Source organism: Cellulosimicrobium sp. SL-1 (assembly GCF_011033075.1).
Lineage (GTDB): Bacteria > Actinomycetota > Actinomycetes > Actinomycetales > Cellulomonadaceae > Cellulosimicrobium > Cellulosimicrobium funkei.
Genome location: NZ_JAACJC010000001.1, coordinates 21,427 through 47,167, shown reverse-complemented (window position 1 = coordinate 47,167; position 25,741 = coordinate 21,427). Strand labels below are relative to the sequence as shown.

Genomic DNA, 25,741 nt, shown 5'->3' with positions numbered 1-25,741 from the left:
GCGGGCGCCGGGCGCTCGTGACAGACTCCCGCTGTGCGAGACCTGGCGACGCTCCCGAAGGCCCACCTGCACCTGCACTTCACGGGGTCCATGCGGCCCGACACGCTGCGCGACCTCGCCGCGCAGTACGGCGTGCGGCTCCCCCACGCGCTCGTCGACGGCGACCCGCTGCGCCTGCCGCCCACCGAGCGCGGCTGGTTCCGGTTCCAGCGCCTGTACGACGCGGCGCGCGCGTGCGTGCGGTCCGAGGCCGACATGCGGCGCATCGTGCTCGAGGCGGCGCAGGACGACGCCGCGGAGGGGTCGGGGCGGCTCGAGATCCAGGTGGACCCGACGTCGTACGCGCCGTTCGTCGGGGGCATCACCCCGGCCGTGGAGATCGTGCTCGACGCCGCCCGGTCCGCGAGCGCCGCGACGGGGACGGAGGTCGCGGTGGTCGTCGCGGCGTCGCGCACGCGGCACCCGCTCGACGCGCGGACCCTCGCGCGGCTCGCGGCGCAGTACGCGGGCGAGGGCGCGGGCGAGGTCGTGGGGTTCGGCCTGAGCAACGACGAGCGGCGCGGCGACACGGCCGAGTTCGCGCGCGCGTTCGCGATCGCGCGACGGGCGGGGCTCGCGTCGGTGCCCCACGGCGGCGAGCTCCTGGGCCCCGGCCACGTGCACGAGGTCGTGCGCGAGCTGGTCCCGGACCGCCTGGGCCACGGGGTGCGGTCGGCGGAGGACCGGCGCGTCCTCGACGACGTCGTGGACCGGGGGATCGCGCTCGAGGTGTGCCCGGCGTCGAACGTCTCGCTCGGCGTCTACGAGGAGGCGGGGCAGGTCCCGCTCGGCGCGCTCGTCGACGCGGGCGCGCAGGTCGCGCTCGGCGCGGACGACCCGCTGCTGTTCGGGTCCCGGCTCGTCGGGCAGTACGAGACGGCGCGGCGCGAGCACGGGTTCTCCGACACGGAGCTCGCCGACCTCGCGCGGTCGTCGATCCGGGCGAGCCGCGCGTCGTCGGGCACCAAGCGACGGCTGCTCGCGGGCGTGGACGACTGGCTCACGGCGGGCTGACGCCCGCGTGCGCGCTGGCCGCCGGAGATCGGCGGGCTGACGAGAGCGGTCACGCGCGCGTCGCGACGACGAAGACGCGACGGAACGGCAGGAGCGTGCCTGCGCCGCGCTCCGGGTACGCGTCCCGCAGCGCGGCGGCGTACTGCGCGACGAACGCGTCGCGCAGGTCGTCGGGGAGGGCCTGGAGCACGGGGCGGGCGCCCGTCGCGGAGACCCAGCGCAGCACGGGGTCCGGGCCGTGGAGCACGTGGACGTACGTCGTCTCCCAGGCGTCGACGGTCCAGCCGAGGGTGGTGAGCGTGTCGAGGTACACCTCGGGGTCGTGCGCCGCGGGGCGCTCGACGCCCGCGGCGTGCGCCGCGTACGGGGGTCGGGCAGCGAGCTCGCGCAGGAGCCGGTGGCTCGGCGCGTCGTGGTTGCCGGGGACGGAGAACGCGAGCGCGCCGTCCGGGGCGACGTGGCCGGCGAGCCGGGGAAGCAGGTCGAGGTGGCCGGGCACCCACTGGAGCGTCGCGTTGCTCACGACGACGTCGGCGGGCGCGGGCGGCGCCCACGAGCGCACGTCCGCGAGCTCGTACCGCACCCAGGGCGCGGACGCGTCGCGCCGGGCCGCGGCCACCATGGCCGGCGACGCGTCGATCCCGGTGATCGCGGCGTCGGGCCAGCGCGCGTGCAGGAGGGGGGTCAGGTGGCCGGGGCCCGACCCGAGGTCGGCGACCGTGCGCGCGTCGACGGGGACGCGCGCCACGAGGTCGGCCATCGGGCGCGTGCGCTCGTCGGCGTGGCGGAGGTAGAGGGCAGGGTCCCAGTCGCGTGGCATGACGGCTCCGTCCTGTCGCAGTATCTAGACGTCAACAATCTTGACATCAAGATACATGCGTCGTGCCGGCTCGTCGCGCAAACTCTCATGTGCGTCTCATCCGGCTCTCCGATACTGGGTCCATGACTCGCCGGACCGTCGCGTGGCTCGTGGGGGCGCTCGTGCTCGTCCTCGCCGGCGCCGCCGCGGCGGGCGCGCTCGCCGCGCGGCCGCGGGACCGTGACGTCGGCGTGGCCGTCGTCGTGACGCCCGCTCCCCCGGCCGCGACCCCGACGACGCCGGCCCCGACGCCCAGCCCGACCGACCGCGACAGTGACGACGACGACACGGACGACGACCGCGTCACGCCCGCCCCGCCGTCGAGCGACGACGACCAGGACGACTCGGGGGACGACCCGGACGCCGACACGACCGACGACCAGGACGACGACCGCGACGGCCCGGACCGGGGCGACGGGTGAGGCGCCGGGCGCGTGGCGCGGGGCTCACGGTCCGCACCCGGATGCTCGCGGCGTTCCTCGGCCTGTCCGCCCTCGCGCTGCTCCTCGCGGGCGGCGCGGCGTGGTTCCTGCAGCGCGGCCAGCTCGACGCGCGCATCGACGAGAGCCTCGTGCGGAGCGCGAACGAGCTCCGGCGGATCGCGGGCTCCGGCGTGAACCCCGTGACGGGCGAGCCGTTCCGGTCCGCCGAGGACGTCGTCGTCGCGTCGATCCAGCTCACCGTGCCCGCCCAGAACGAGGGCGTGCTCGGGCTGCGCGAGGGTCGCACGCCGCTCGTGTCGCAGCAGGACGTGCGCCTGCGCCTCGAGGAGGACGCCGAGCTCGTCGCCGCGCTGTCGCCGCTCGTGGCGGGCGACCACGTGGTGCTGCGCTCGGTCGGGACGGCGACCGCGGACTACCGCGCGCTCGTCGCGCCCGTGCGTGCGACCGGGGCGGACGGCGCCGGGCCGCCCGCGGCACTCGTCCTCGCCTACGACCGCTCGGCGGAGCACGCCGAGTTCGCCCAGGTCTTCCGCACGTACGCCGTCGTCGCGCTCGGCGCGCTCGTGCTCATCGGCGTCGTCGGCTGGGTCGTGGCCGGCCGGCTCCTGCTCCCGATCCGCACGCTCTCGCGCACCGCGCAGCGCATCGGCGAGACCGACCTCTCCGCGCGGATCCCGGTCACGGGCAACGACGACCTCTCCGACCTGTCCCGCACCGTGAACGGCATGCTCGACCGGCTCGAGGGCGCGTTCGACTCGCAGCGCCGGCTCATCGACGACGTCGGGCACGAGCTGCGCACGCCCCTCACCGTGGTGCGAGGCCACCTCGAGCTCATGGACCCCCACGACGCGACCGACGCGACCGAGACGCGCGACCTCGCGCTCGACGAGCTCGACCGCATGAACCGCCTCGTGGACGACCTCGTGACGCTCGCGACCGCCGGGCGCCCGGACTTCGTGCGCCCGCTCGACACCGACCTCGGGCGGCTGCTCGACGACGTCCACGACAAGGTCCGCACGCTCGGCGACCGGCGGTGGCTCGTCGACGCGCGCGCCGACGTCGCGGTGCGGGCCGACGCGCAGCGCCTCACGCAGGCGCTCCTCCAGCTCGCGGCCAACGCGGTGAAGTTCTCGGCGCCCGGGTCGGCCGTCGCGCTCGGCTCGGCCGTGTCCGACGACGGCGCGCGCGTGCGCGTCTGGGTCCGCGACGAGGGCGTCGGGATCGCCCCCGAGCAGCAGGAACGGATCTTCGAGCGGTTCGCGCAGGCCACCACGCCCGGCGCGGCGCACCCCGAGGGCGCCGGGCTGGGGCTCGCGATCGTCGCCGCGATCGCCGACGGCCACGGCGGCCGCGTCCACGTCGCCTCGACGCCCGGCGTCGGGTCGACGTTCACGCTCGACCTGCCGCTCGTGCCGGTCCCCGGGCAGGCCGCCGGGCCGGCCGGCGACGCCGCGGCCCCGTACGGGGCCACCGCGCCGACCGCACCCACGGCGCCGTCCGCCGCGACCCCCGAGCTGCCGCCGGACACGCCGGACGCGCGGCCGAACGACCCCGGGTCGGGCTCCGAGACCCGCACCCGGACCGGCACCGACAACGGCACCCAGAGCAGCACCGAGAACGACACCGACCCCGACGGAAGGACCACCCGGTGAGCCAGATCCTCGTCGCCGAGGACGAGACCCGCATCGCGTCGTTCGTGGCCAAGGGGCTGCGCGCCGCGGGCTACGCGAGCACCACGGTCGCGACGGGCCGCGAGGCGTTCGACCTCGCGAGCACCGGCGACTTCGCGCTCCTCGTGCTCGACCTCGGCCTGCCGGACCAGGACGGCTTCACCGTGCTGCGCCGGCTGCGGGAGACCGGGAACGCGATCCCCGTCATCATCCTCACGGCGCGCACGTCGGTCACGGACACCGTCGCCGGGCTCGAGGGCGGCGCCGACGACTACATGGCCAAGCCGTTCCGCTTCGAGGAGCTCCTCGCGCGCATCCGGCTCCGGCTGCGCAGCGAGCCCGCGGGCGAGGTCACGGTGCTCACGCACGGTGCGCTGAGCCTGGACCTGCGCACGCGGCGGGCCCGGACGTCCGACCGCGAGGTCGACCTCTCCGCGCGCGAGTTCGCGCTCGCCGAGGCGTTCCTGCGAAACCCCGGCCAGGTCCTCAGCCGCGAGCAGCTCCTCTCGCGCGTGTGGGGTTACGACTTCGACCCCGGCTCCAACGTCGTCGACGTGTACGTGCGGTACCTGCGCAACAAGCTCGGCGCGGAGCACTTCGTCACCGTGCGCGGGATGGGCTACCGCCTCGCGGACGCGCCGCGGCGCTCCTGAACCGACGACGACGCCCGCCCCGGAGGCCGGGACGGGCGTCGTGCGGGCGCGGGCGGCGAGGCCCGGGCCCGGTCAGGTCGCGGACTGCGGCGACGGCGGGGTTACCGGGCTGGCCGGCGTGCTCGCCGTCTGCGCGGTGCCCGCGGTGTCGGCCGTCGGGGCGGTGTTGGCGGTGTTCGCCGTCTGGCTCGTCACGGCGGAGGCCGCCGTCGTGGGCGACGCGGACGTGTTCGCGGAGCCCGCGGTGACCGTCGTGATCGACGTCCCGTTCTGGACGTCCGTCGGGCTCGGGGTGGCCGACGCGGTCGCCGCGGCCGTCGCGGCGTCGGACGTCGTCACCTCGACCGACGGGGAGACGACCGCCTCGTCGGGGGCGTCGAGCGCGCCCTGGGCGGCGGCCATCGTGGCCCCGAGACCGACCGCGCCGAGCGCCCCGGTGACGATCCATGCGCTGCGTGCCTTCATGGTGCTTCTCCTTCGTCCGATGGTGCGCACGACCCCTCGGCCGTGCAGGTCTCGAGCCTCCCGCTCACGCGTGAGACACCGAGGAGGTCGTCATGAGAGTGCTCTCAGGAACCGGCAGCAGCCCGTCGGCGACCGCGAGCCAGGCCTCCGCGAGCTCGCGCGAGCCCGCGCCCGGCACGAGGGACAGCACGACGCCCGCGGCCCGGGCGCGCAGCCCCACCGGGTCGACGGCGGTCCCGAACACCGCGAGGCACCGCTCGACGAGCCCGCCCACGCCCCCGTACACGGTCGGCGCGAGCGCGGGCAGGACGGCGAGGTGCCCGACGAGGCACGCGAGGTCGTCCACGCGGTGGCCCGGCCCGAGCGTGTCCACGTCGAGCAGCGCGGCCACACGCGGCCGGGCCGTCGCCCCCGGGACGTCGACGGCGTCCGGGCCCGCGGCGAGCAGGACGTTCGCCTCGTAGAAGTCGCCGTGCGTCGCCACGACGGGGCCCGGGTCGCGCGTCGCGACCGCGTCCCCGACGCCGCGCGCCACGTGCCGCACCCGCTCGGCGTCGAGACCGTGGACCGCGAGCGCCGACGTCGCGTAGTGCTCCACGCGCTCCGCCCACGCGGGCCGACGGCGCAGCGTCGTCGCGCGCTCCGGCAGCGCGTCGAGCGCACGGAGCAGCTCGTGCGGGTCGATCGCCTCGGGCTGCGCTTCCGGTCCCGATACCGCGAGGTGCTGCGCGAGCGACGGCCCGCGCGCCTCCTCGAGGGCCACGAGGCCGTCGTCGTCCCGGACGAGGCACCGGGGGGCGCGCACGGCCCCGTCCTGGAGGAGGTCGTGGCGGCGCGCGAGCGCGCGCGCCCGGCCGGGCCGGACGACCTTGACGTAGAGCGTGCGGGAGGGCGTCCGGGCGCGGAGCACCGCGCGCCGCAGCGGCCGGTAGGCGACCATCGTCACCGACTCGACGGCCTCGCCCGGGGCGAGCACGCCCGCGTCGTCCAGGCGGCGCGTGAGCCCGGGTGCGTCGCACGCCGCGGCGAGCGCGGGCAGCGCCGGGTCGGCCGGGTGCCGCCACACGTGCACGACGCGCGGCCCGTCCTCCAGGCGCGCGACGCCCGGCCCGACGGCGTGGGGCGGCAGGGGTGCCGTCGTGGCGAGCAGGTACGCGGTCGCGTCGACGGTCGAGACCGCCCCGCCGGGCCGGGTCGGGAGCGTGCGGCGCGCGACGACGTCGTACCCGACGGTGACCTCCGCGCCGGGGCGCGCGTGCACCTGGTGCACGCGCCACGTGCCGAGCGCGGCGCCGTCGGCCCCGAGCGCCGCGTCGAGGAGGCCGCCCGCGTCGGGACCGGTGAGCAGGTCGAGCCAGGCGCGCTGGTCGGGGACGGCGGGGGCGATCGTCATGCGCCCAGGGCACCGTGCGCGCGTGGAACGGGGGTGAGAGCGCGATGAGAGTCCTCTCATCGAGTCCGCACCGGGCCGCCCGGCCACCCTTGACCCGCGGGCGGGTCCGTGGGAATGTATCGATGTGTTGATACAAAGTGTCTCCGAGGAGCCGGACGGGGTCGAGCTGTTCCTCCCCGCCGGATACGACCTGCTGTGGAGCGTCGTCGCCCTCGCCGCGCTCGCGGGCGTCGGCGCCCTCGTGGTGCTCGCTGTGCGCGCGCTGACCCGCGAGCCGGCGCCCGCCCTGCACGGGCTCGCGGACGGGGACCCGGTGCGCCGCGCCGCCCGACGGCACGCGACGACCGTCGGCGTCGCTGCGGCGACCGCCGCCGCGCTCGTGGGCGCCGTCCTCGTGCAGGCCGTGACGACCGCCGTCGGCGGCCTCGCGGAGGGCGTGCTCGTGGGGCTCTCCCCCGCGCTCGTCGGCCTGGCGTTCCTCGGGGCGCACGCCGTCGGCGAGCGCACCTGGCCGCGCCAGCGCACGGCGGTCCGGGCGGCCACGCTGCGCCCGCGCACGGTGTCCGACGTCGCGCCGCGCGGCCTGCGCCGCCTCACCTGGGCCCTCGGTGCCCTCGTGCTCGTGCTCACCGCGGTCGGCGGCCTCACCGCCGGGTCGGACGGGCGGTCCGTGACGCGCGTGCTGGGCGACGTCACGTCGACGACCAGCCCCTACCCCGGGTGGTTCTACGGCGCCTGGCTCGCGGCCGGCGCCGTGCTGCTCGTGGCCGGCGCGGAGGGCGTGCTCCGGCTGGTCGCGCGCCGCCCCGCCGTCCCGCGCGTCGAGCCCGGGTGGGACCTCGCGCTGCGTCGCGCGTCCGCGCACCGGGTCCTGCGCGGCACCCAGCTCGCGCTCGGACTCACCGCGGCCGGCACGCTCGCCTACGGCGCGAACGCCGCCGCCCGGGCGGGCTACCCCGGAGCGGTCGTGCTCGTGGTCGTCGCCGTCGTGATCGCCCTCGTGGCGGTCGCCGTCGGCGCGCGTCCCGCCCCGGACCCCGACGCTGAGGTCGCCGCCCCGGCGTCCGCGGGGCACGGGCGTCGCGATGGGTGAGCTGCGCGTCGAGATCGACCTGCGCACCGGCCTCGCCCCGTACGAGCAGATCCGGAGCCAGGTCGTCGCGCACGTCGCGGCCGGGCGGCTGCGCGTCGGGGACCGCCTGCCCACGATCCGCGCGCTCGCGACCGACCTCGGTCTCGCCCCCGGGACGGTGGCGCGCGCGTACCGGGAGCTCGAGGCGGCCGGGGTCGTCACGACGCGTCGTCGGGCCGGGACGGTCGTCGCCGACGGCGTCTCCCCCACGGACGTCGCCGCGCGCCACGCCGCGCACGAGCTCGTGCGCGCCGGCCGCGAGGCCGGGCTGTCGGACGACGCGATCGTCGACGTCCTGCGCGGCGCGCTGCTCGACGCGCACCGCCCGGACCGGGGCGCGCCGCACTGACCTCCGGCACGGACCGGGCACCGACCGGCGCCACAGACCGTGCGTCACGACCGGGTCACGATCCGCCGAGAAACCGGCGCCGTCGTCCGACCGGGCGCGGCGGACGGCGCATGATGGACCATCGCGGCGACGCCGCGGCAGACGAAGGGGGACCAGGTGGAGCAGGGAACCGTCCGCTCGCCCGCGACGGCGAGCGCGCCCGCGACCGGCGCGCGACCGACGGCGGCACCGCGCCGTCACGGGCCTGTCCGGCGGGCGGTCGCGCGCGCCGTCGTGCCCGCGCTCGCCGCCGCGCTGGCGCTCGCGGGCTGCCAGGCGGGCCTGCCGGACATGGAGCCCGGGCGGACGCCGTCGGCCTCCGAGAGCCCGACCTCGCCGGCGCCGACGAGCCCGAGCCCGTCCGCGCCCACCACGGCGCCGGAGCCCACCCCCACCGAGACGCCCGAGCCCGACCCGACGCCCACCGAGACGCCCGAGCCCAGCACGCCGCCGCCGGCCGCCGAGCCCACGCCCACGCCGACGCCCGAGGCCCCGCCGGAGCCGGTCGAGCTCGCGCGCGGGGCGACCGGCGAGCGGGTGGTCGCCCTCCAGCAGCGCCTCGCCGACCTCGGCTACTTCATCGGCGCGCCCGACGGCGACTTCGGCGGCGGCACCCAGCAGGCCGTGTGGGCCCTGCAGAAGGCGGCGGGCCTCTCGCGCGACGGCGTCGTCGGGCCCGCGACCCAGGCCGCGCTCGACGAGGGCGTCACGCCGCAGCCGCGCAGCGGGTCGGGCAAGGTCGTCGAGATCGACCTCGACCGTCAGCTCCTGCTCGCCGTCGAGGACGGTCGCGTCGTCACGGTGGTCAACGCGTCGTCCGGGAACGGCGAGTCGTACGAGGCGAAGGGGCGCACCTACCGCGCGAGCACGCCGCGCGGCACGTTCCAGGTAGGCCGGCAGGTCGACGGGAACCACTCGTCCAGTCTCGAGCTCGGCGACATGTGGCGCCCCAAGTTCTTCACCGGCGGGATCGCGGTGCACGGCTCGGGGTCGATCCCGCCGTGGCCCGCGTCGCACGGGTGCGTCCGCGTCGCGAACTCGGCCATGAACTGGCTCTGGGACACCTGGCGCGCCGACCCCGGCACCACCGTCCTCGTCTACTGAGCCGAGCCCCCGGTGCGCTGAGTGCATGACTTCGTCGCGGCGGCGGGGTCCGAACGCGACGAGATCATGCACTCAGCGACGGGCGGGTCAGAGCGCGACGCCGACGAGCACCGGCTCCGGCACGAGCTCGACGCCGAACGCCTCCACGACGCCGTCGCGCACCGCGCGCGCGAGCTCGACGACGTCCTCCGCGCTCGCCCCGCCGCGGTTCGTCAGCGCGAGCGTGTGCTTCGTCGACAGCCGCGCGAGGCTCGACGGGCCGTGCACGCCGAACCCCTTGGTGAAGCCCGCGTGCTCGATGAGCCACGCGGCCGACGTCTTCACGAGCGTCGGGTCGATCTCGCCGAGGCTCGGGCCGGTGGTCCGGGTCGGGGTCGCCGCGCGGACCGGGTACCGCGGGGCCTCGGCCGGGAGCAGGTCCGCCTGCTCGGCAGGGACGACGGGGTTCGTGAAGAACGACCCGGCGCTCCAGCGGTCGTGGTCGGGCCCCGCCGCGGGGTCGACGTCGGGGCCGACGCCGTCGAGCAGCATGCCCTTGCGCGCGCGCAGGGAGAGCACCGCGGCGCGCACGTCCGCGCTCGGCGCGCGGTCCCCGACCTGGACCCCGAGCGTGCGTGCCAGCTCGGGGTACGCGACCGGCGCCGACAACGACCCGAGCCGCGCCTGGAAGCCCACGTCGAGCACGACGTAGCGGGGCGACGGGTACCAGGGGCCGTCGTCGTCGGACCCGGCGCCGGCGTCCACGTGCATGCTGCGCTTGAGCAGCGACGTCCGGTAGCCGAACGCCAGCTCGCCCAGGGCGAGCGTGCGCACCCGCGAGCGCGCGCGGTCCCAGACCCGCACGGTCGAGACCACGCCCGCGACGTCCTGCCCGTACGCGCCGATGTTCTGGACCGGCGCCGCGCCCACGGTGCCGGGGATGCCCGACAGCGCCTCGACCCCGACCCACTCCTCCGCGACCGCGCGCGCCACGAGCTCGTCCCAGTCCTGGCCCGCCGGGGCGTGGAAGCTCGCGCCCCCGCACGAGTCCTCCGCGTCGACGGTGATGCCGCGCCGCAGGTCGCGCACGACGACGCCGCCGAAGCCCTCGTCGCCGACGAGCAGGTTGGAGCCTCCGCCGACCACGAGGAGCGGCTCCCCCGCCTCGTCGGCGGCCCGGACGATCTCCAGCAGCTCCGCCTCGCTGTGCGCCTCGACGTACCGGTCCGCCGGCCCGCCCACGCGCAGCGTCGTCAGCTCGGCGAGCGACGGCGTCCCGACGGCCTCGGGACGCAGCCCCGGGGCGGTCCCGACGATCTCGGGCAGGTCACGGTCCACGGGGGCGGCAGGTTCGCAGGTCACCCGTCCAGCGTAGTTCGGGTTCCCCGTCAGTCGGCGCGCCCCGCGCGGTCCGCGCCCTGGGCGGCCTGCTGGCCCGCGGCACCGGCGGCCGTGGGGAGCGGGCGCGTAGCGCCGACGACCAGCAGGCCGACGACGACGGGCACGGCGATCACGAGGAGCGCCCCGCGGTAGCCGACGTGCTCGGCGAGGAACCCGATGAGCGGCGGCCCCATGAAGAACGCGGAGTACCCGATCGTCGCGACGACGCTCACGCGCACGGCGGCGCGCGCGGGGTCGTCGGACGCGGCGCTCATCCCCACGGGGAACCCGAGCGCCGCACCCATGCCCCACGCGACGACGCCGACGAGCGCGACCCAGAGGTTCGGGGACAGCGTGAACACGAGCAGACCGAGCAGCGCGAGCGCGGCGCCCAGGCGCAGGACGGCGACGCGGCCGTAGCGGTCGAGCAGGCCCGTCCCGAGCAGGCGCATCCCGGTCATGGCGGTGAGGAACACGGCGAGCCCGACGGCGCCCATCGCGTCGGACGTGCCGAACCCGTCGACGACGGCGAGGCTCACCCAGTCGTTCGCGGCGCCCTCGGTGAGCGCGGCCGCGAGCACGACGAGCCCGATGAGGAGGGTGCGCGGCTCGGTCCACGCGCTGAGGGCCCCGCGCTCGTCCTTGCCCGTGCCGTGCGAGGCCCCGCTCCCGGCCGCTGCGGCGGGGTCGGCACCGGCGGCGTCCTCGACGGTCTCGGCGACCGCGTGGTCCACCTTGCCCGCGGGGAGGAAGAACCGCACGCACCACAGGACGCCGACGAGGCTCAGCACGACGGCGGCCGTGAGGTGCGCCTGGACCGGCACGTGGAGCGCGGCCATGAGCGCACCGACGCCGGCGCCGGCCATGGTGCCGAACGAGAACCCGGCGTGGAAGCGCGGCATGATCGCCTTGCCGAGCCGCTGCTCGACGGCGGCGCCCTCGAGGTTCATCGCGGCGTCCCACACGCCGGTGCCGATCCCGGCGAGGAACAGCCCGACGCGCACGACGACGTCCTCCCCCGTCGCGACGCCCGTGACCGCGGTGACGAGCCCGACGACGTTGGTCACGGCGAAGACCGTCACGGCCTTCGAGGCGCCGAGCCGCTGGACGACCATCCCGGACAGCGGCAGCGCGAGCAGCGACCCCACCGCCATGAAGAGCAGCAGGAGGCCCATCTGCGCCTCGGTGAAGCCGAGCGAGTCCCGCACCGCGGGCAGGCGGGAGGCCCACGTCGCGAAGTTGAACCCGTTGAGGAAGAAGACCGCGAAGACGGACCAGGTGGCGAGGGCGACGACGCGGCGGTCGGGTCGGGCGGTGGTCATGCGGAGGTCTCCTCGCGGCGGTGCGACGGGCGGGTGCGGGGGCGGCGGGACGCGGCCCGGTGGGCGGTGGCGGAGGCGCCCGCGCGGACGCTGCGCCACGGGCGGCGGCGACGGGCGCCGTCGGCCGGGGCGGGGGCGCCCACGGCGTCCGGGGCGCCGTGCGCGCCGGGGGTCAGGACGTCCACCGGACCATCCTGCACCGCGACGGGTGCGGCGTCGTCGGTGCCGCGCGCCGGGCGCGCCGCGCGGGCAGCGGCGGTGCCCAGGGGCGCCACCTGGCGCGCGAGGAGGACGCTGAGAACCATCGCGGCGACGATGAGGACGAGCGCGTGGCGCGCGCCCATCGCCTCGGCGGCGAGGCCGAGGAGCGGCGGCGCGGCGAGCGACGCCATCGAGGAGAACGCCGACACGACCGAGACACGGCTCGCGGCCCGCAGGGGCTCGTCGGACGCCGCGGCGATCCCGACGGGCACCGCGAGCGCGGCGCCGAAGCCCCACAGGACGACCCCGACGGCCGCGAGCGGGAGCGTCGGTGCGAACCCGAAGAGCACGAGACCGGCGATCGACGCGACGCCCGACGCGCGGAGCACGGTGACGCGGCCGAACCGGTCGATGAGGCGCGTGCCCGCGAGGCGCATGACGGTCATGGCGGCGACGAACGTGCCGAAGACGACCGCGCCGACGGCCTCGGTCTGGGCGAACCCGTCCACGACGGCGAGGGACAGCCAGTCGTTGGCGGAGCCCTCGGAGAGCGCGGCCGAGAGGATGACGAGCCCGATGAGCAGCGTGCGCGGCTCGCGCCACGCCGACAGCGCGGCGCCGAGCCGGGCACCGCGACGGGCGAGGCGCGCGCGCAGACCCGCCGTCTCGACGTCGACGACGGCGTCGCCGAGCGCGTCGACCGGGGCCGGCGCCGCGGTGCCGCGGGCGGGGGTCCGCGTCGGGAGGGTGTCGTGGACCGTGGCGGGGATCGCGGCGAGCCGCCACACCGTGGCGACGACCCCGGTCGCGACGAACTGCACGACGACGGGCACCTCGGCGTGCGCGCACGCCGCGCCGACCAGCGAGCCCACGACGGCGCCGACGGAGAACGCGGCGTGGAACTGGGGCAGGATCGTGCGCCCGACGCGCCGCTCGATGCCCGCGCTCTCCACGTTCATCGGCACGTTGCCGAGCGAGAACGCCATGCCGTTGACGAAGATGCCCACGGCGAGGAGCGCGACCGACCCGGTGGCGGGGCCGAGCCCGAGCAGGAGGAACGCCACGCCGAACAGGCCCGCCGAGACGGCGAACGCGACCCGGCCGCCGAACCGCGTGACGAAGGGCCCGGCCGCGGTGACCGTGAGGAGCGCGCCGACGGCGCCCGCGAGGAGCACGACGCCCAGGTCTGCGGGGCCCAGGCCGAGCGCGTCGCGCACGGAGGGGAGGCGCGCGAGCCAGCTCGACATCATGACGCCGTTGAGCGCGAACACCCCGAGGAGCACCCATCGGGCCCTGGCCAGGGCGCGGGCGTCGGACTCGGGGCCGGACGAGAACTGCGCAGCACCTCCTCGAATCGATTCGATCCGACGGACGAGAGTGCGCTTCGAATCGATTCGAGGCATGGTCACCAGTGTGCGGGTACGCTGGCCGCGCGTCAATCGAGAATCCCGCGCCCGCGGGAGGCAGGGAGCGTGATGAGCGACACCCCCGGGAACCGGGAGCCCGCGGCGCCCGCCGCGCCGGCTCACCGGCCCACGCTCGCCAAGGTCGCCGAGCTCGCGGGGGTCTCCGTCTCGACGGCCTCCCTCGCGTTCTCCGGCGCCGGGCCGATCACCCCGGAGACCCGCGCGCGCGTGCTCGACGCCGCGAAGGAGCTCGGGTACACCGGACCGAACCCGCTGGGCCGCCAGCTCCGCTCGGGCCGGTCGGGCGTCGTCGGGGTCGTCGTCGGCGACCAGCTGCGCCGCGCGTTCCGCGACCCCGTCGCCGTCCAGGTGCTCGACGGCCTCGTCTCGACCCTGGGCGAGAACGGCCTCGGTGTGCTGCTCATCCCCGGCATCCCGTCCGACGACCCCGCACGCGCCGTCGACCCGCTCGTCGAGAGCGCGGCCATGGACGTCGCGGTGCTCGTGTGGGGCGTCGGCACGGACGACGCGACGCTCGCCGCGCTCCAGCGGCGCGGCGTGCCCGTCGTCGTCGGCGAGGGCCGCCCCGTCGAGGGCGCCCCGCTCGTCCTCATCCACGACCGCGCGGGCACCGCGGACGCCGTGCGGCACCTGGTCGAGCTCGGGCACACGCGCATCGCCGAGGTCTCGCTCCCCCTCGACACGTCCGACCGCAGCGGACCGCTCGACGCCGCGCGGCTCGCGCAGGTGGACCGCACCCCGACGGCCAACCGCCTCGCGGGCGTGCGCGACGTCGTCGAGCCGGTCGCGAGCTGGGAGACCGAGGCCTCGCTCGTCGAGCACGGCCGCTCCGCCACGCTCGCCCTGCTCGGCCGCCCCGCGGCCGACGGGACGACCGAGCCGGCCGACCCCGCGACCCGGCCGACCGCCGTCATCGCCCACTCCGACCTCCTCGCCGCGGGCGCGCTGCTCGCCGCGCGCGAGCTCGGGCTGCGCGTGCCCGACGACGTCTCGGTCGCGGGCTTCGACGGGCTCGACCTCCCGTGGCTGGCCCCCGACGTGCTGACGAGCGTGCACCAGCCGCTCGCGCGCAAGGGCGCCGAGCTGGGGCTGGCCGTCATCCGCCAGCTCGCGGGCGAGGCGCCCACCACGGTCGAGCTCGACGTCGAGCTGGTGGTGGGGACGACGACGGGCCCCGCCCCCACCACCTGAGCCCGCGCGTCAGCCCAGCCGGCCCGGCTGGAGCGGGTTCGCGCGCGCCGCGGCGAGCAGGTACCACGACGTCGCGCCGACGTGCTGGACCTGGAAGTACCCGAACCCGAACCCCGAGTCGAGCAGGCTCGACGCCGCGACGACGCCCGCGCGCTCGGGCAGCGGCGCGCCCCCGACCGTCTGACCGGCGCCGACGCCCTCCTGCACGCCCTGGACCTCCCGCAGCAGGCCCTCGGCGCGGACCCGGTCGTCGTCCCGCTCGCAGCCCCGGCGCCCCCGCCGCCGGTCGTCGCGGCTCCCCCGCCCGCTCGCCCCGCGGTCCGCGAGCGCCGACGCGAGCTGCGCCGTCCCCTCCAGCCACACGCCCTGCGGGTGCACCGGCAGGTCGTTGTACGAGGCCGTCGACGTGAGGCTCGCGCTCGAGAACGTCACGCCCTCGACGACCGTGCCCGCGGGGAGCTGCGACACCCCCTCGCCCGCGACGTCGCGCGCGGCCAGCGCGTCGTCCGCCCAGTCCAGGGCACGGGCGTAGCGCCGCTCGCGCAGCGCGAGCCAGCCCCACGTCTGCGGGTCGAGCGGGAGCGGGTCCCGGTTGATCTCGGTGCCGTCGTTCGTGCCGGTGTAGAGGTAGCCGCCGTCGGGCTCCCACATGCGGTCGACGAACGCGCGCGCGTGCTCGGCGGCACGGCTCCAGCGCCGGTCGCGCGTCACGGACCCGAGCTGGCGGAAGAACGCGACGCAGTCGACGTTGTGCTCGGTCGAGCCGTTCGGGATCGGGGCGTTGCCGCCGTCCACGCCGAACGAGAACCCGCCGAGGGGCGCCTGCGACCACGTGTGCGCGACGATCCACTCGCCGATCCGCCGGGCGGCGTCGAGGTAGCGTCGCTCGCGCGTCACGGCGTGCAGGTGCAGCAGGGCGATGCCCGGCCAGGCCATGTCCCCGACCGCCGTCCCGAGGAAGCCGAACTGCCACCCGACGTTCGCCGTCCCGTCGGGGAGCACGAGCCCGTGCTCCTGCGGCGTGCCGTCGTAGAACGTGTAGGGACCGACGTTGTACGCCTGCCGGAGCCGGCCGTCGTCGTGGTCGGGGTCGTGCTCGAGCGCGAACACGAGCCCGTCGCCGAGCGCCCGCGCGCGGTCGAGGTGGCGGTGCCCCGCGGTGAGCGTCGCGAGGATCGCGAGGGCGTTGTCGTAGACGAACGCGGTGGAGAACAGCCCGAGCTGGTCGGCGTAGGACTGCGCGAGCCGCGGGCCGGGGTTCACCTCGGGGTAGGCGTCGGTCGCCGCGGCGAGGAAGCCGTGCGCGCGCTGGACCGACGCCGCGCGGCCCCGCGCCGGGACGCCGGCCGTCCGCCCGACGGCGCCCGTCGCCGCAGGCAGGGTCGCACCCGAGCGGGCCGCCGCCGGGGTCGCGGTCAGCCCCGCGAGCGCGAGCGCGCCACCGAGGGCGAGGACGGTGCGGCGGTCGACGCCGCGAGCGGGACCGGGGTCGTGCGCGGTGAGGTCGGGCCGTCCAGAGCGGCCGTCGAGCTGGGTCATGAGCGTCTCCTTCGACGTCGTGAGTGGCGCGACCCACCATAGTGGGAGCGCTCTCACGGCGAAAGGGGTGTGCCGAGGCGAGACGTATCGAACCCGGTGCGCCGCATCGCACGCCGGAGACTCAACCTTCGGGAGCCCTCGCGCGTGTGACAGTCATGACCGTGAACGCGATCGCCCTCTCGGCCGACGACCAGCCCGACGAGAGCCCACCACCCGACGCCCTGCTCCCCGTCGTCCGGGTGGTCACGTCGCACGAGCAGGAGTTCAGCGACTTCATGGCGAGCGCCGCTCCCCGGCTCGCGCGCACCGCGTGGCTGCTGTGCGGCGACGCGCACCTGGCCGACGAGCTCGTCCAGCAGGCCCTGACCCGCACGTACCTGCACTGGCGCACGGCCCGTGAGCGCGATCCCTACGCGTACGCCCGCCGCACCCTCGCCAATCTGCGGGTCGACACGTGGCGCCGCCGACGACGGGAGGTGCTCGTCGCTCCGCCCGACCTACCCGAGACGGCGAGCGACGCCCGGGCCGACCAGCACGCCGAGCGGGACGCCCTCGTCCGCGCGCTCGCGACGCTCACGGCCCGCCAGCGCCGGGTCGTCGTGCTGCGCCACCTCGTCGGGCTGAGCGAGAGGGAGGTCGCCGACGACCTCGGCGTCTCCGTCGGCACCGTGAAGTCCACGGCGTCCCGCGGGCTCGGACAGCTCCGCTCCGTCCTCGGCACCGCCGGCGCGCCGCACCACCGCCCCACCGACCGGACCGACAGGAGGCAGCCATGACCGGCACCCTTCCGACCGACGACGAGACGTTCGTGCGCGCGCTGCGCGCACGGGTCGACACGCTCGCCCCCCGCATCGACGTCGACACCGACCGCGTGCTCCCGACGGCCCGCCGCAGCCGACGACGGCGCCGCACCGTGGTCTCGGGCCTGTGCGCGCTCGCGGTCGTCGCCGGCGGGGTGGGTGCGGCGTCCTACTGGTCGGAGCCCAGTCCCACGCACCCGTCGCAGATCGCTCCGGCGAGCGGCGGCGACGCCGCGGCGCCGGTCCCCGACGGGAGGCCGCAGGGCAACGGCCCGGCCGACGGGCCGTACTGGCGCGTCCGCACCCTGACGACCAGCACGGAGACGACCAGCGACGGACGGACCGAGGAGCGCTCGCAGGGCATCACGTACTGGACCGCGCGTGATCCGGAGGGCGACTCGTACCGAGCCTTCGAGGGGGACGACGCCATGGAACCCTCGCCCGGCTCGACGTTCGGGTCGCTCGTCATCGACGGGGAGCACGTCCGGCTCGGCTGGGACGAGCTCGCCACGCTCCCGACGGACCCGGCGGAGCTCGACGCGCTCCTGCGCGACAGCGTCCGGGCGGAGGTCGGGACCGTGAACGAGGACGCGCTCGCCCAGAAGACGTGGAACCTGTTGCACAGCGGCCCCACCTCGCCCGCCGTGCGCGACGGGCTCTGGGCGACGCTCACCGGGCTGGCGGCCAGCACCCCGCTCGGCGCCGTCCAGGACACGCAGGGGCGTACCGGGGAGGGCCTCGAATGGGTCGGCCAGGACCAGAGCAACCGGATCGTGCGGCTCGTCTACGACACGGCGGAGCACCGGCTCCTCGAGCTCACCTTCGACGTCGATCTCGGCACGTCCGGCTCCGAGCCCACCGCCGACGCCCCGACCGCGGGGTCGGACGGCGACGGCGCCGCCGCACTGCAGCACGTCGTGCTGCACACCACGTATCTCGACGAGGGAGAGGTCGCCGGGCCGCCCCCGGCGAGCGGCGGCCCCGACTGCTGGAAGACCTGCTGAGTCCTCGAGACGACGAGGGCGCCGCACCCGGCCGGGTGCGGCGCCCTCGTGGCGTCAGGAGCGCGTGGTCGCCCCGGGCGACCGCGGGTCAGAGGCGGACGACGGCCTGCGTCTTGCCGAGCACGCGCGCGCCCTCGAACGTGACCGTGAGGTCGACGCGGACGGTGCCCGCCTCGTCGTCGATCGCGCCGACGGTGCCCGTCACCTCGAGCGTCGCGACGCCCGGGTTGGGCACGGGCACGGGGCGGGTGAAGCGCGTCTGGTAGTCGACGACCGCGCCCGGGTCACCGGCCCAGTCCTCCACCAGCGCGACGGCGGCCCCCATGGTGAACATGCCGTGCGCGATGACGCCCGGCAGGCCAACCTCGGCCGCGAACGCGTCGTTCCAGTGGATGGGGTTGAAGTCGCCGCTCGCACCGGCGTACCGCACGAGGCGGGCGCGGTCGACCTCGACCGTGCGCGTGCCGATCACGTCGCCGACGGAGAGGTCGGCGAGGACGGGACGGGTGACGTCGGTGCTCATGCGCCCTCCCCGCGGACGGCGAGGGTCGAGGTGACGGTCGCGACCGGCTCGGCGCCGGCGTCGGACAGGGCCGCGATCTCGCAGCGCGTGGTGACCATCGCGAGGCCGGCTCGCTCGACGATCGAGTCCACGTGCAGCACGGTCACGAGCTCGTCGCCCGCGACGATCGGCCGGTGGTGCGTGAAGCGCTCGTCCGCGTGGACGACGCGCGAGAAGTCGATGCCCGCCTCCGGGTCCTCGATGAGCTGCCCCTCCGCCCGCTGGGCGACGACGACCGCGAAGGTCGGAGGTGCGACGAGGTCCGGATAGCCAGCACCCCGCGCCGCCACGAGGTCGTGGTGCACGGGGTGGGTGGCGCCGACGGCGCCCGCGAACTCGCGCAGCTTCTCGCGCCCCACCGAGTACGGCGCGTTGGCCGGGTACTCGCGGCCGACATAGGCCAGGTTGACGCTCACTGCGGGTCGCGGGCGCGGAGCCGGAGGCTCAGCGGGTCTCGCGGTGCGCGGTGTGCTTGCCGCAGCGCGGGCAGAACTTCGCGAGCTCCAGGCGGTCCGGGTCGTTGCGACGGTTCTTCTTCGTGATGTAGTTGCGCTCCTTGCAGTCCACGCAGGCCAGCGTGATCTTGGGGCGAACGTCAGCGCTCTTGCTTGCCACGGTAGTGAGCCACCTCTCGCGCCTCCGGAGGGCGCATGTGCTGTGCAGGTCGCACGACGCCGGCCGCCGTACGAGGTTGTCGAAAGTGGTAGCGGAGGCGGGGATCGAACCCGCGACCTCACGATTATGAGTCGTGCGCTCTAACCATCTGAGCTACCCCGCCGCGTGACTGAACGCGAGGTCGCCTTGCAGTATTCCAGCAAGACGACCCCGCGTCACCACAGAGCCCCGAAAGGGAATCGAACCCTTGACCTTCTCCTTACCATGGAGACGCTCTGCCGACTGAGCTATCGGGGCAGCGCGGAAAACTCTACACGGAACATGGCGCCGAGAGAAATCGGCGTCGTTCCGCCGTTTCCGGGCCGTCGGACCCTGCCCGGCGACGCGCTCGCGGGGCACGCCCCACGCACCGGACCGGCACGACGACGGGGCGCCACCCGTGGGTGACGCCCCGTCGCTCCGGTGGCAGGTGAGGGATTCGAACCCCCGAAGGCTGAGCCGTCTGATTTACAGTCAGATCCCTTTGGCCGCTCGGGCAACCTGCCGTGTGGAGTTGTCGCTCGCCGGTGGACGCTGCACCAGGTGCAGCCCCTGCCGTGCGGGCGAGCCAACGATACAGCCCGAGCGGACCAGGTGCGAAATCCGCGTGTGGGCGCCCCTCCGTACAGTGGTGCGGTGACCCACCCCTCCCCCGCGCCGGACCACCTCCCCGGCACCGGGACGCCCGCGCCCCCCGACGCCCCGTCCGTCCCCGCCGCACCGTCCGACGCCGCGGCACCCGCGCCGTCGGGCACGGACCGCGGCGCACCCGCCCCGACGGACCGCTGGGGCCTGCTGCTCGGTGCCGGCGCGTTCTTCCTCTGGGGCGCGATGCCCCTCTACTTCCCGCTCCTGGAGCCGGCCGCACCGCTCGAGATCATCGCCCACCGCGTCGTGTGGAGCCTGCTCTTCTGCCTCGTGCTGCTCGCCGCGACGCGCCAGCTCGGGGGCTTCGTCGCCGCCCTCCGGTCACCCCGGACGCTCGGGACGCTCGCCGTCGCCGCCGTCCTCATCGTGACGAACTGGACGGTCTACGTGTACGGCGTCCTCTCCGGCCACGTGCTGGACGCCGCGCTCGGGTACTTCATCAACCCGCTCGTCACCGTGCTCCTCGCCGTGGCCGTCCTGCGCGAGCGGCTGCGGCCCGCGCAGTGGGTCGCGGTCGGCGTCGGCGCGGCCGCCGTCGTCGTCATCAGCACCGGTACCGGCGGACTGCCGTGGATCGCGCTCGTCCTCGCCGGCTCGTTCGGCCTCTACGGCCTGGTGAAGAACCGGGTGGGCCGCACCGTCGAGGCGCTCCCGGGGCTCGCCGTCGAGACGGCGGTGCTCACGCCCGTCGCGCTCGTCTACCTCGGGTGGCTGGGAGCCACGGGAGCCGGCACGTTCGGCACCGAGGGCGTCGGGCACGCGCTGCTGCTCGCCTCCGCCGGGATCGTCACGGCCCTGCCGCTGCTGCTGTTCAGCGCGGCCGCCCGGCGGCTGCCGCTGAGCGTCGTCGGCCTCCTGCAGTACCTGGGCCCCGCGCTGCAGTTCCTGTTCGGCCTGCTCGTGTTCCACGAGCCCATGTCGCCGACGCGGTGGGCGGGCTTCGGGCTCGTCTGGCTCGCGCTCGTCGTGCTGTCGGTCGACGGTCTGCGCACCGCCCGCGCGACGCGCCTCGCGGCCCGCCGCTGAGCACGCTCGACTACGGTGGGACCCAGCACCGTTCCCGGCCCGAGAGAGGACCACCCATGGCCGACTCGTCGTTCGACATCGTCAGCAAGGTCGACCGCCAGGAGGTCGACAACGCGCTGAACCAGGCCGCCAAGGAGGTCTCGCAGCGCTACGACTTCCGCAACGTCGGCGCGTCGATCGCCTGGAGCGGCGAGACGATCGTCATGGTCGCCAACTCGGCCGAGCGCGTGCTCGCGATCCTCGACGTGTTCGAGACCAAGCTCATCAAGCGCGGCATCTCGCTCAAGTCCCTCGACACGGGCGACAAGGAGCCCAAGGCGTCGGGCAAGGAGTACCGCCTCGTCGCGACCCTCAAGGAGGGCCTGTCGAGCGAGAACGCGAAGAAGATCACCAAGATCATCCGCGACGAGGGCCCCAAGGCCGTGAAGACCCAGATCACGGGCGACGAGGTGCGCGTGACGAGCAAGTCGCGCGACGACCTCCAGACCGTCATCGCGCTGCTCAAGGGCGCCGACCTCGACGTCGCGCTGCAGTTCACGAACTACCGGTAGCCCACCGTGACCCTGCCCGACGGCGGCCCGCGCCCGGTCGCGCCGGGCCGTCCCGCCGCGTCGTCGAGCGGGCTCCCGCGCGTCGTCGCGACCGACCTCGACGGCACGCTCCTGCGCTCCGACGGCACCGTCTCGGAGCGCACCCGCTCCGCCCTGCGCGCGGCCGAGCACGCGGGCGTCGAGGTGGTGTTCGTCACCGCCCGGCCGCCGCGCTGGCTCGGCGCGCTGGCCGACGTCGTGGGCGGGCACGGGCACGTCATCTGCCTCGGCGGGGCCGCCGTCTGGGACCTCGCGACCGCGAGCCCGCTCGACGTGTGCGGCTTCACGGACAGCGAGGCCTCGACGCTCGTCGAAGACCTGCGGGCCGCCGTCCCGGGCGTCGCCCTCGCGTTCGAGCGCGTCGACGGCCCGACGTTCGACCCGGGCTTCCGCTCCACGCCGGACGACGACGCCGACGTCGTCGCCGTGGTCGAGACGACGCTCGGCCACGACGACGCGCCGGGCGACGCGGGACGGCAGCCCGTCGGCAAGATCCTCGCGCGCGACCCCGCCGTGCCCGTCGAGGACGCCCCCGCGACGCAGCCGGTCGTCGTCGCGGACGGGCAGACGACGGCGCAGGAGACGTTCTTCGCGCGCGTGCGCGACGCCGTCGGGGACCGCGCCCACCTCGCCTACTCCGGCGCGGCAGGGCTCGCCGAGCTGCTCGCCCCGACGGTCACCAAGGACGCCGCGCTCGCGCGCTGGTGCGCGCGCCTCGGTGTCGAGCCACGCGACGTCTGGGCGTTCGGCGACATGCCCAACGACCTGCCCATGCTGCGCTGGGCAGGGCGCTCGTTCGCGGTCGCGAACGCGCACCCCGACGTGCTCGCGGCGGCGACCGACCGCACGGTCTCGAACGACGACGACGGCGTCGCGCGCGTCCTGCTCGACGCCGTCGAGGCCCTGCGCGGCGCGCCGAGGAGGACGACGGCCCGCTGAGCGCGGCCACCGCGCTCCAGGCCCTGCACTCCGGTGCGGGCCGGTCAGTGGTACGTGATGCCGCCGTAGCCCGGGCCGTGGCCGGCCATCGCCTCGAGGCGCTTGATGCGCTCCGCCATCGGCGGGTGGGTCGCGAACATCTTGCCGACGCCCGCGCCGCGGAACGGGTTGGCGATCATGAGGTGCGAGACGTCGACGAGGTCGCGGTTCTGCGGCAGCGGGGCGCGCTGCGTCCCGGCGTCGAGCTTGCGCAGCGCGGACGCGAGCGCGAGGGGGTCCCCGGTGAGCTTCGCGCCGTCCTCGTCCGCGTCGTACTCGCGCGTGCGCGAGATCGCGAGCTGCACGAGCATCGCCGCGATCGGCGCGAGGACCACCATGGCGATCGCCGCGAGCGGGTTGCCGCCGCGGTCGCGGTCGCCGCCGAAGATCAGCAGGAACTGCGCGAGCGACGTGATGACCCCGGCGAGCGCGCCGGCGACCGACGACGTGAGGATGTCGCGGTTGTACACGTGCATGAGCTCGTGCCCGAGGACGCCGCGCAGCTCGCGCTCGTCGAGCAGGCGCAGGATGCCCTCGGTGCAGCACACGGCGGCGTTCTTCGGGTTGCGACCCGTCGCGAACGCGTTGGGCGCCTGGGTGGGCGAGACGTACAGGCGCGGCATCGGCTGGCGCGCCTCGGTCGAGAGCTCGCGCACGATCCGGTACATGGCGGGCTGCTCGAGCTCGCTCACCGGGCGCGCGTGCATCGCGCGGATCGCGATCTTGTCGGAGTTCCAGTAGCCGTAGAACGTCGTGACGAGGCCGATGCCGACGAACACCCACAGCAGGTTCGCGCGCGCGCCGAACAGGGCCCACAGGCCCAGGACGATGGCCCACATGACGCCGAACAGGCCCGCCGTCTTGAGACCGTTGAAGTGCTGACGCCCCACGCTGTGCTCCCTTCCGCGCCCCGGGCCCGCCCGCGCGGTGTGCCGGGCGCCCGACGGGCGCCGACCCTGCCGACGCCCACCTGGATGAACGCCCGAGGCGACCGTCCCGTTCCCGGGCGGGGCGACGGCGTCGGGCACCCGCGACGAGGGAGGTCCCGGACCACGCCCGGGACGACGACGGCGCCCCACCCGGGTGCGGGTGGGGCGCCGTCGGGCGTGCGGCCGGGGCCGGGTCAGCCGGCCTGCGACTGGCCGCGCGCGACGCGGATCATGTCCTCGCGCGGCACGACCTTGATGCGCTCGCGCCCGTGCGGCTCGCCGAGCGAGCGCTCGTACGCGTCCAGGAGCTCCCAGCCCGACCACTCGATCGGGTCGACGCCGCGCTCGCGCAGGAAGTCCAGGACGGCCTCGGGCTCGCCGAGCGGCGCGACGCGGCCCGCCGTGAGGTCGGCCGCCGCGACGTCGCCGCCGTCGCCCGCGCCCGTGACGTCCTCGACGAGGTGCCGGACGGTCTCGGACGCGTCGGACTTCGTGTGCCCGATGAGGCCCACGGGACCGCGCTTGATCCAGCCCGTCGCGTAGACGCCGGGGAGGTGCTCGCCGTCGATGTCGACGACGCGGCCCTCGCGGTTGGGGATGACGCCCTTGAGCTCGTCGAAGGGGATCTCCGGGAGCGGCGAGCCGAAGTAGCCGACCGCGCGGTACACGGCCTGGACGGGCCACTCGTGGAACTCGCCCGTCCCGGACACCGTGCCGTCGCCGTTGAGACGCGTGCGCTCGGTCCGCAGCGCCTCGACCTTGCCGTCGCCGAGGACGGCCGACGGCGCGTGGAGGAAGTGCAGGTGCAGGCGGCGCGACGCCGTGTTCTCGCTCGGGTCCTTGAGCGTCCAGTCGGTGAGGGTCTTGACGACCTGCTTCGTCTGGTTCGAGGAGCTGATGGCGGCCATCGAGCCCTCGTCGAACTCGAAGTCCTCCGGGTAGACGATGACGTCGACGTCCGGGACGTGGCCCAGCTCGCGCAGCTCGAGCGGCGAGAACTTGGCCTGCGCCGGGCCGCGGCGCGCGAAGACGTGCACGTCGGTGACCGGCGACGCCTTGAGCGCCTCGTAGACGTTCTGCGGGACCTCGGTCGGCAGCAGGTCGTCCGCGTGCTTGGCGAGCACGCGCGCGACGTCGAGCGCGACGTTGCCGGCACCGAGGACCGCGACCTGCTGGGCCTCGAGCGGCCACGTGCGCGGGACGTCGGGGTGGCCGTCGTACCAGGACACGAAGTCCGCCGCGCCGTAGGAGCCCGGGAGGTCGATGCCCTCGATCGGGAGCGCCGCGTCACGGATCGAGCCGGTCGAGAAGATCACCGCGTCGTAGTACTGGCGCAGGTCGTCCAGCTTGAGGTCGACGCCGTAGTCCACGTTCGCGAGCAGGCGGATGTCGCCGCGGCTCAGCACCTTGTGGAGCGCGACGATGATCTGCTTGATGCGCGGGTGGTCCGGCGCGACGCCGTAGCGCACGAGCCCGAACGGCGCGGGCAGGCGCTCGAACAGGTCGATGCTCACGTCGAGGTCGGTCTTGGACAGGATGTCCGCGGCGTAGATCCCGGCGGGACCAGCGCCGACGATCGCGACGCGCAGTGGACGGATGCTGCTCACAGGACAGGGCGCCTTCCGGTCGAGGACGGGGGTCTCTCCCGCGCGGCCGACGGGCCGTTCCGCGTCGACCGGTGGGTACCGGCCGCAGGAGACCTCTCGATTGTACGACTGGGGTGAGGGTTGCCTCACTCGGACCCTCTCCTCCGTGACCAGCCTGACACCGGTCTCGCCTGCTGGATACCCCGTCTTGCGGTCCGGGCGAATGTAACGCCGGGGGTCAGCGGTCGACGCAGAGGCTCTCCTGGACCGCGCGGATCTCCGCCGCGGCCCACGGGTGCTGCGTCAGCGTGCACGTCCCCGTCGTCTGCACGAGGTCGGCCACGGGGCCGCGCGGGACCACGACGGTGCGCACCGCCTGCACGAGGACCGTGCCCCCGCCCCCCTTGAACGACGCCTCCAGCCAGCGCCCCGGCAGGCCGTCGACGTCCACCTCGCCGCCGTCGAGCTCGCGCAGGCGCGGCATCGGCCGGAGCTTGCGGAGCACCTCGGCGTGCGCGTCCTCGAGCGTCTGCTCCGCCCGGATCCGCGACACCGTGACGATGACGTTCGGGTTGAACTCCCCCGGCTCGACCTCGCGGCCGAGCGCGAGCGGCAGGCCCACGTGCGGGAGCGGGACCCACCTCTCCGGCGCGACCACGCGCACCCCCACGGGCGCGGGGAAGTCGTCGCTCGGGTAGCGCAGCTCGGTCATGCGTCAGGTCCTCTCGTCGGGGGTGGGCGCCACGGGGCGCGTCAGCAGTCTCG

26 protein-coding genes and 3 tRNA genes are annotated in these 25,741 nt (G+C 75.7%); 13 read left to right on the top strand and 16 right to left on the bottom strand.

The window, feature by feature from the left end; translation table 11 throughout:
- Window positions 1-33 precede the first annotated feature (33 nt).
- Window positions 34-1,053, top strand: coding sequence for an adenosine deaminase (locus tag GWJ10_RS00200; protein ID WP_163184459.1), 1,020 nt, complete (start codon window positions 34-36; stop codon window positions 1,051-1,053).
- Window positions 1,054-1,102: 49 nt separating this feature from the next.
- Here GWJ10_RS00200 and GWJ10_RS00195 read toward each other — a convergent pair whose 3' ends face one another.
- Window positions 1,103-1,873, bottom strand: coding sequence for a methyltransferase domain-containing protein (locus tag GWJ10_RS00195; RefSeq protein WP_163184458.1), 771 nt, complete (start codon window positions 1,871-1,873; stop codon window positions 1,103-1,105).
- Window positions 1,874-1,995: 122 nt separating this feature from the next.
- Here GWJ10_RS00195 and GWJ10_RS00190 point away from each other — a divergent pair, with 122 nt between their 5' ends.
- The 3 genes from GWJ10_RS00190 to GWJ10_RS00180 are packed head-to-tail and all read left to right on the top strand — an operon-like array spanning window position 1,996 to window position 4,678.
- The gene (locus GWJ10_RS00190; RefSeq protein ID WP_163184457.1) at window positions 1,996-2,334 is read left to right on the top strand and encodes a hypothetical protein; all 339 of its coding nucleotides are present in this window, start codon (window positions 1,996-1,998) and stop codon (window positions 2,332-2,334) included.
- 41 nt (window positions 2,335-2,375) lie between these two features.
- A complete protein-coding gene (locus tag GWJ10_RS00185; RefSeq protein WP_085388841.1) occupies window positions 2,376-4,007 on the top strand; it encodes a HAMP domain-containing sensor histidine kinase in 1,632 nt (543 codons plus the stop codon).
- The gene (locus GWJ10_RS00180) at window positions 4,004-4,678 is read left to right on the top strand and encodes a response regulator transcription factor (protein WP_061268507.1); all 675 of its coding nucleotides are present in this window, start codon (window positions 4,004-4,006) and stop codon (window positions 4,676-4,678) included. The genes GWJ10_RS00185 and GWJ10_RS00180 overlap by 4 nt, the downstream gene beginning before the upstream one ends.
- Window positions 4,679-4,750: 72 nt before the next feature.
- Here GWJ10_RS00180 and GWJ10_RS00175 read toward each other — a convergent pair whose 3' ends face one another.
- Together GWJ10_RS00175 and GWJ10_RS00170 are read right to left on the bottom strand one after the other, a co-directional pair.
- On the bottom strand, window positions 4,751-5,143 hold the full coding sequence (locus GWJ10_RS00175; RefSeq protein WP_009861934.1) for a hypothetical protein: 393 nt from the start codon (window positions 5,141-5,143) through the stop codon (window positions 4,751-4,753).
- Between the two features lie 64 nt (window positions 5,144-5,207).
- Window positions 5,208-6,536: an aminoglycoside phosphotransferase family protein gene (locus tag GWJ10_RS00170; protein ID WP_163184456.1), complete on the bottom strand. Its 1,329-nt coding sequence runs from the start codon at window positions 6,534-6,536 to the stop codon at window positions 5,208-5,210.
- A gap of 127 nt (window positions 6,537-6,663) precedes the next feature.
- On the opposite strand from GWJ10_RS00170, the gene GWJ10_RS00165 reads away from it, so the two are divergent.
- The 3 genes from GWJ10_RS00165 (at window position 6,664) to GWJ10_RS00155 (ending at window position 9,160) form a co-directional block, all read left to right on the top strand.
- Window positions 6,664-7,629 (top strand): hypothetical protein, encoded by a 966-nt coding sequence (locus GWJ10_RS00165; protein WP_163184455.1) that lies wholly within the window; start codon window positions 6,664-6,666, stop codon window positions 7,627-7,629.
- Window positions 7,622-8,017 (top strand): GntR family transcriptional regulator, encoded by a 396-nt coding sequence (locus tag GWJ10_RS00160; protein ID WP_163184454.1) that lies wholly within the window; start codon window positions 7,622-7,624, stop codon window positions 8,015-8,017. Before GWJ10_RS00165 ends, GWJ10_RS00160 begins: the two co-directional genes overlap by 8 nt.
- A gap of 156 nt (window positions 8,018-8,173) precedes the next feature.
- A complete protein-coding gene (locus GWJ10_RS00155) occupies window positions 8,174-9,160 on the top strand; it encodes a L,D-transpeptidase family protein (protein WP_241005605.1) in 987 nt (328 codons plus the stop codon).
- Window positions 9,161-9,247: 87 nt separating this feature from the next.
- Here GWJ10_RS00155 and GWJ10_RS00150 read toward each other — a convergent pair whose 3' ends face one another.
- From GWJ10_RS00150 to GWJ10_RS00140, 3 genes are all read right to left on the bottom strand, one after another.
- Window positions 9,248-10,435 carry a UDP-N-acetylmuramate dehydrogenase gene (locus GWJ10_RS00150; RefSeq protein WP_163184805.1) on the bottom strand — a complete coding sequence of 396 codons (1,188 nt, stop codon included), beginning with the start codon at window positions 10,433-10,435 and terminating at the stop codon, window positions 9,248-9,250.
- A gap of 92 nt (window positions 10,436-10,527) precedes the next feature.
- On the bottom strand, window positions 10,528-11,841 hold the full coding sequence (locus GWJ10_RS00145; protein ID WP_163184453.1) for an MFS transporter: 1,314 nt from the start codon (window positions 11,839-11,841) through the stop codon (window positions 10,528-10,530).
- On the bottom strand, window positions 11,838-13,325 hold the full coding sequence (locus GWJ10_RS00140; protein WP_241005604.1) for an MFS transporter: 1,488 nt from the start codon (window positions 13,323-13,325) through the stop codon (window positions 11,838-11,840). Before GWJ10_RS00140 ends, GWJ10_RS00145 begins: the two co-directional genes overlap by 4 nt.
- A 192-nt stretch (window positions 13,326-13,517) precedes the next feature.
- Here GWJ10_RS00140 and GWJ10_RS00135 point away from each other — a divergent pair, with 192 nt between their 5' ends.
- Window positions 13,518-14,660 carry a LacI family DNA-binding transcriptional regulator gene (locus GWJ10_RS00135; RefSeq protein WP_061268511.1) on the top strand — a complete coding sequence of 381 codons (1,143 nt, stop codon included), beginning with the start codon at window positions 13,518-13,520 and terminating at the stop codon, window positions 14,658-14,660.
- 9 nt (window positions 14,661-14,669) lie between these two features.
- Here GWJ10_RS00135 and GWJ10_RS00130 read toward each other — a convergent pair whose 3' ends face one another.
- On the bottom strand, window positions 14,670-16,199 hold the full coding sequence (locus GWJ10_RS00130; RefSeq protein WP_163184451.1) for a Tat pathway signal sequence domain protein: 1,530 nt from the start codon (window positions 16,197-16,199) through the stop codon (window positions 14,670-14,672).
- 239 nt (window positions 16,200-16,438) lie between these two features.
- Between GWJ10_RS00130 and GWJ10_RS00125 the strand changes: the two genes are divergently transcribed.
- A complete protein-coding gene (locus GWJ10_RS00125; RefSeq protein ID WP_255181242.1) occupies window positions 16,439-16,975 on the top strand; it encodes a SigE family RNA polymerase sigma factor in 537 nt (178 codons plus the stop codon).
- The gene (locus GWJ10_RS00120) at window positions 16,972-18,003 is read left to right on the top strand and encodes a hypothetical protein (RefSeq protein ID WP_061268513.1); all 1,032 of its coding nucleotides are present in this window, start codon (window positions 16,972-16,974) and stop codon (window positions 18,001-18,003) included. Before GWJ10_RS00125 ends, GWJ10_RS00120 begins: the two co-directional genes overlap by 4 nt.
- An 88-nt stretch (window positions 18,004-18,091) precedes the next feature.
- Here the strand turns inward: GWJ10_RS00120 and GWJ10_RS00115 are convergent, their stop codons facing one another.
- From GWJ10_RS00115 to GWJ10_RS00090, 6 genes are all read right to left on the bottom strand, one after another.
- Window positions 18,092-18,526 (bottom strand): MaoC family dehydratase, encoded by a 435-nt coding sequence (locus GWJ10_RS00115; RefSeq protein ID WP_163184450.1) that lies wholly within the window; start codon window positions 18,524-18,526, stop codon window positions 18,092-18,094.
- Window positions 18,523-18,981: a MaoC family dehydratase N-terminal domain-containing protein gene (locus GWJ10_RS00110; protein ID WP_076405063.1), complete on the bottom strand. Its 459-nt coding sequence runs from the start codon at window positions 18,979-18,981 to the stop codon at window positions 18,523-18,525. The genes GWJ10_RS00115 and GWJ10_RS00110 overlap by 4 nt, the downstream gene beginning before the upstream one ends.
- 28 nt (window positions 18,982-19,009) lie before the next feature.
- The gene (rpmG, locus tag GWJ10_RS00105) at window positions 19,010-19,180 is read right to left on the bottom strand and encodes a 50S ribosomal protein L33 (protein ID WP_021482899.1); all 171 of its coding nucleotides are present in this window, start codon (window positions 19,178-19,180) and stop codon (window positions 19,010-19,012) included.
- Between the two features lie 86 nt (window positions 19,181-19,266).
- Window positions 19,267-19,343 (bottom strand) — tRNA-Met (locus GWJ10_RS00100).
- 61 nt (window positions 19,344-19,404) lie between these two features.
- Window positions 19,405-19,477 (bottom strand) — tRNA-Thr (locus GWJ10_RS00095).
- 166 nt (window positions 19,478-19,643) lie between these two features.
- A tRNA-Tyr gene (locus tag GWJ10_RS00090) sits at window positions 19,644-19,725 on the bottom strand.
- Window positions 19,726-19,855: 130 nt separating this feature from the next.
- Here GWJ10_RS00090 and rarD point away from each other — a divergent pair.
- The 3 genes from rarD to GWJ10_RS00075 are packed head-to-tail and all read left to right on the top strand — an operon-like array spanning window position 19,856 to window position 22,422.
- Window positions 19,856-20,893, top strand: a complete 1,038-nt coding sequence (gene rarD, locus GWJ10_RS00085) for an EamA family transporter RarD (protein ID WP_163184449.1) — start codon at window positions 19,856-19,858, stop codon at window positions 20,891-20,893.
- A gap of 56 nt (window positions 20,894-20,949) precedes the next feature.
- Window positions 20,950-21,444: a YajQ family cyclic di-GMP-binding protein gene (locus GWJ10_RS00080; protein ID WP_043654125.1), complete on the top strand. Its 495-nt coding sequence runs from the start codon at window positions 20,950-20,952 to the stop codon at window positions 21,442-21,444.
- 6 nt (window positions 21,445-21,450) lie between these two features.
- Window positions 21,451-22,422 carry an HAD family hydrolase gene (locus GWJ10_RS00075; protein WP_346773802.1) on the top strand — a complete coding sequence of 324 codons (972 nt, stop codon included), beginning with the start codon at window positions 21,451-21,453 and terminating at the stop codon, window positions 22,420-22,422.
- A gap of 44 nt (window positions 22,423-22,466) precedes the next feature.
- Here GWJ10_RS00075 and htpX read toward each other — a convergent pair whose 3' ends face one another.
- The 3 genes from htpX to GWJ10_RS00060 form a co-directional block, all read right to left on the bottom strand.
- Entirely contained in the window at window positions 22,467-23,351 is an 885-nt protein-coding gene (gene htpX, locus GWJ10_RS00070; RefSeq protein ID WP_021483666.1) for a zinc metalloprotease HtpX, read from the bottom strand.
- Between the two features lie 233 nt (window positions 23,352-23,584).
- Complete coding sequence (locus GWJ10_RS00065) at window positions 23,585-24,997, bottom strand: FAD-dependent oxidoreductase (protein WP_034653179.1); 1,413 nt, start codon at window positions 24,995-24,997, stop codon at window positions 23,585-23,587.
- Between the two features lie 217 nt (window positions 24,998-25,214).
- A complete protein-coding gene (locus tag GWJ10_RS00060; RefSeq protein WP_163184448.1) occupies window positions 25,215-25,688 on the bottom strand; it encodes an LpqN/LpqT family lipoprotein in 474 nt (157 codons plus the stop codon).
- Window positions 25,689-25,741 lie beyond the last annotated feature (53 nt).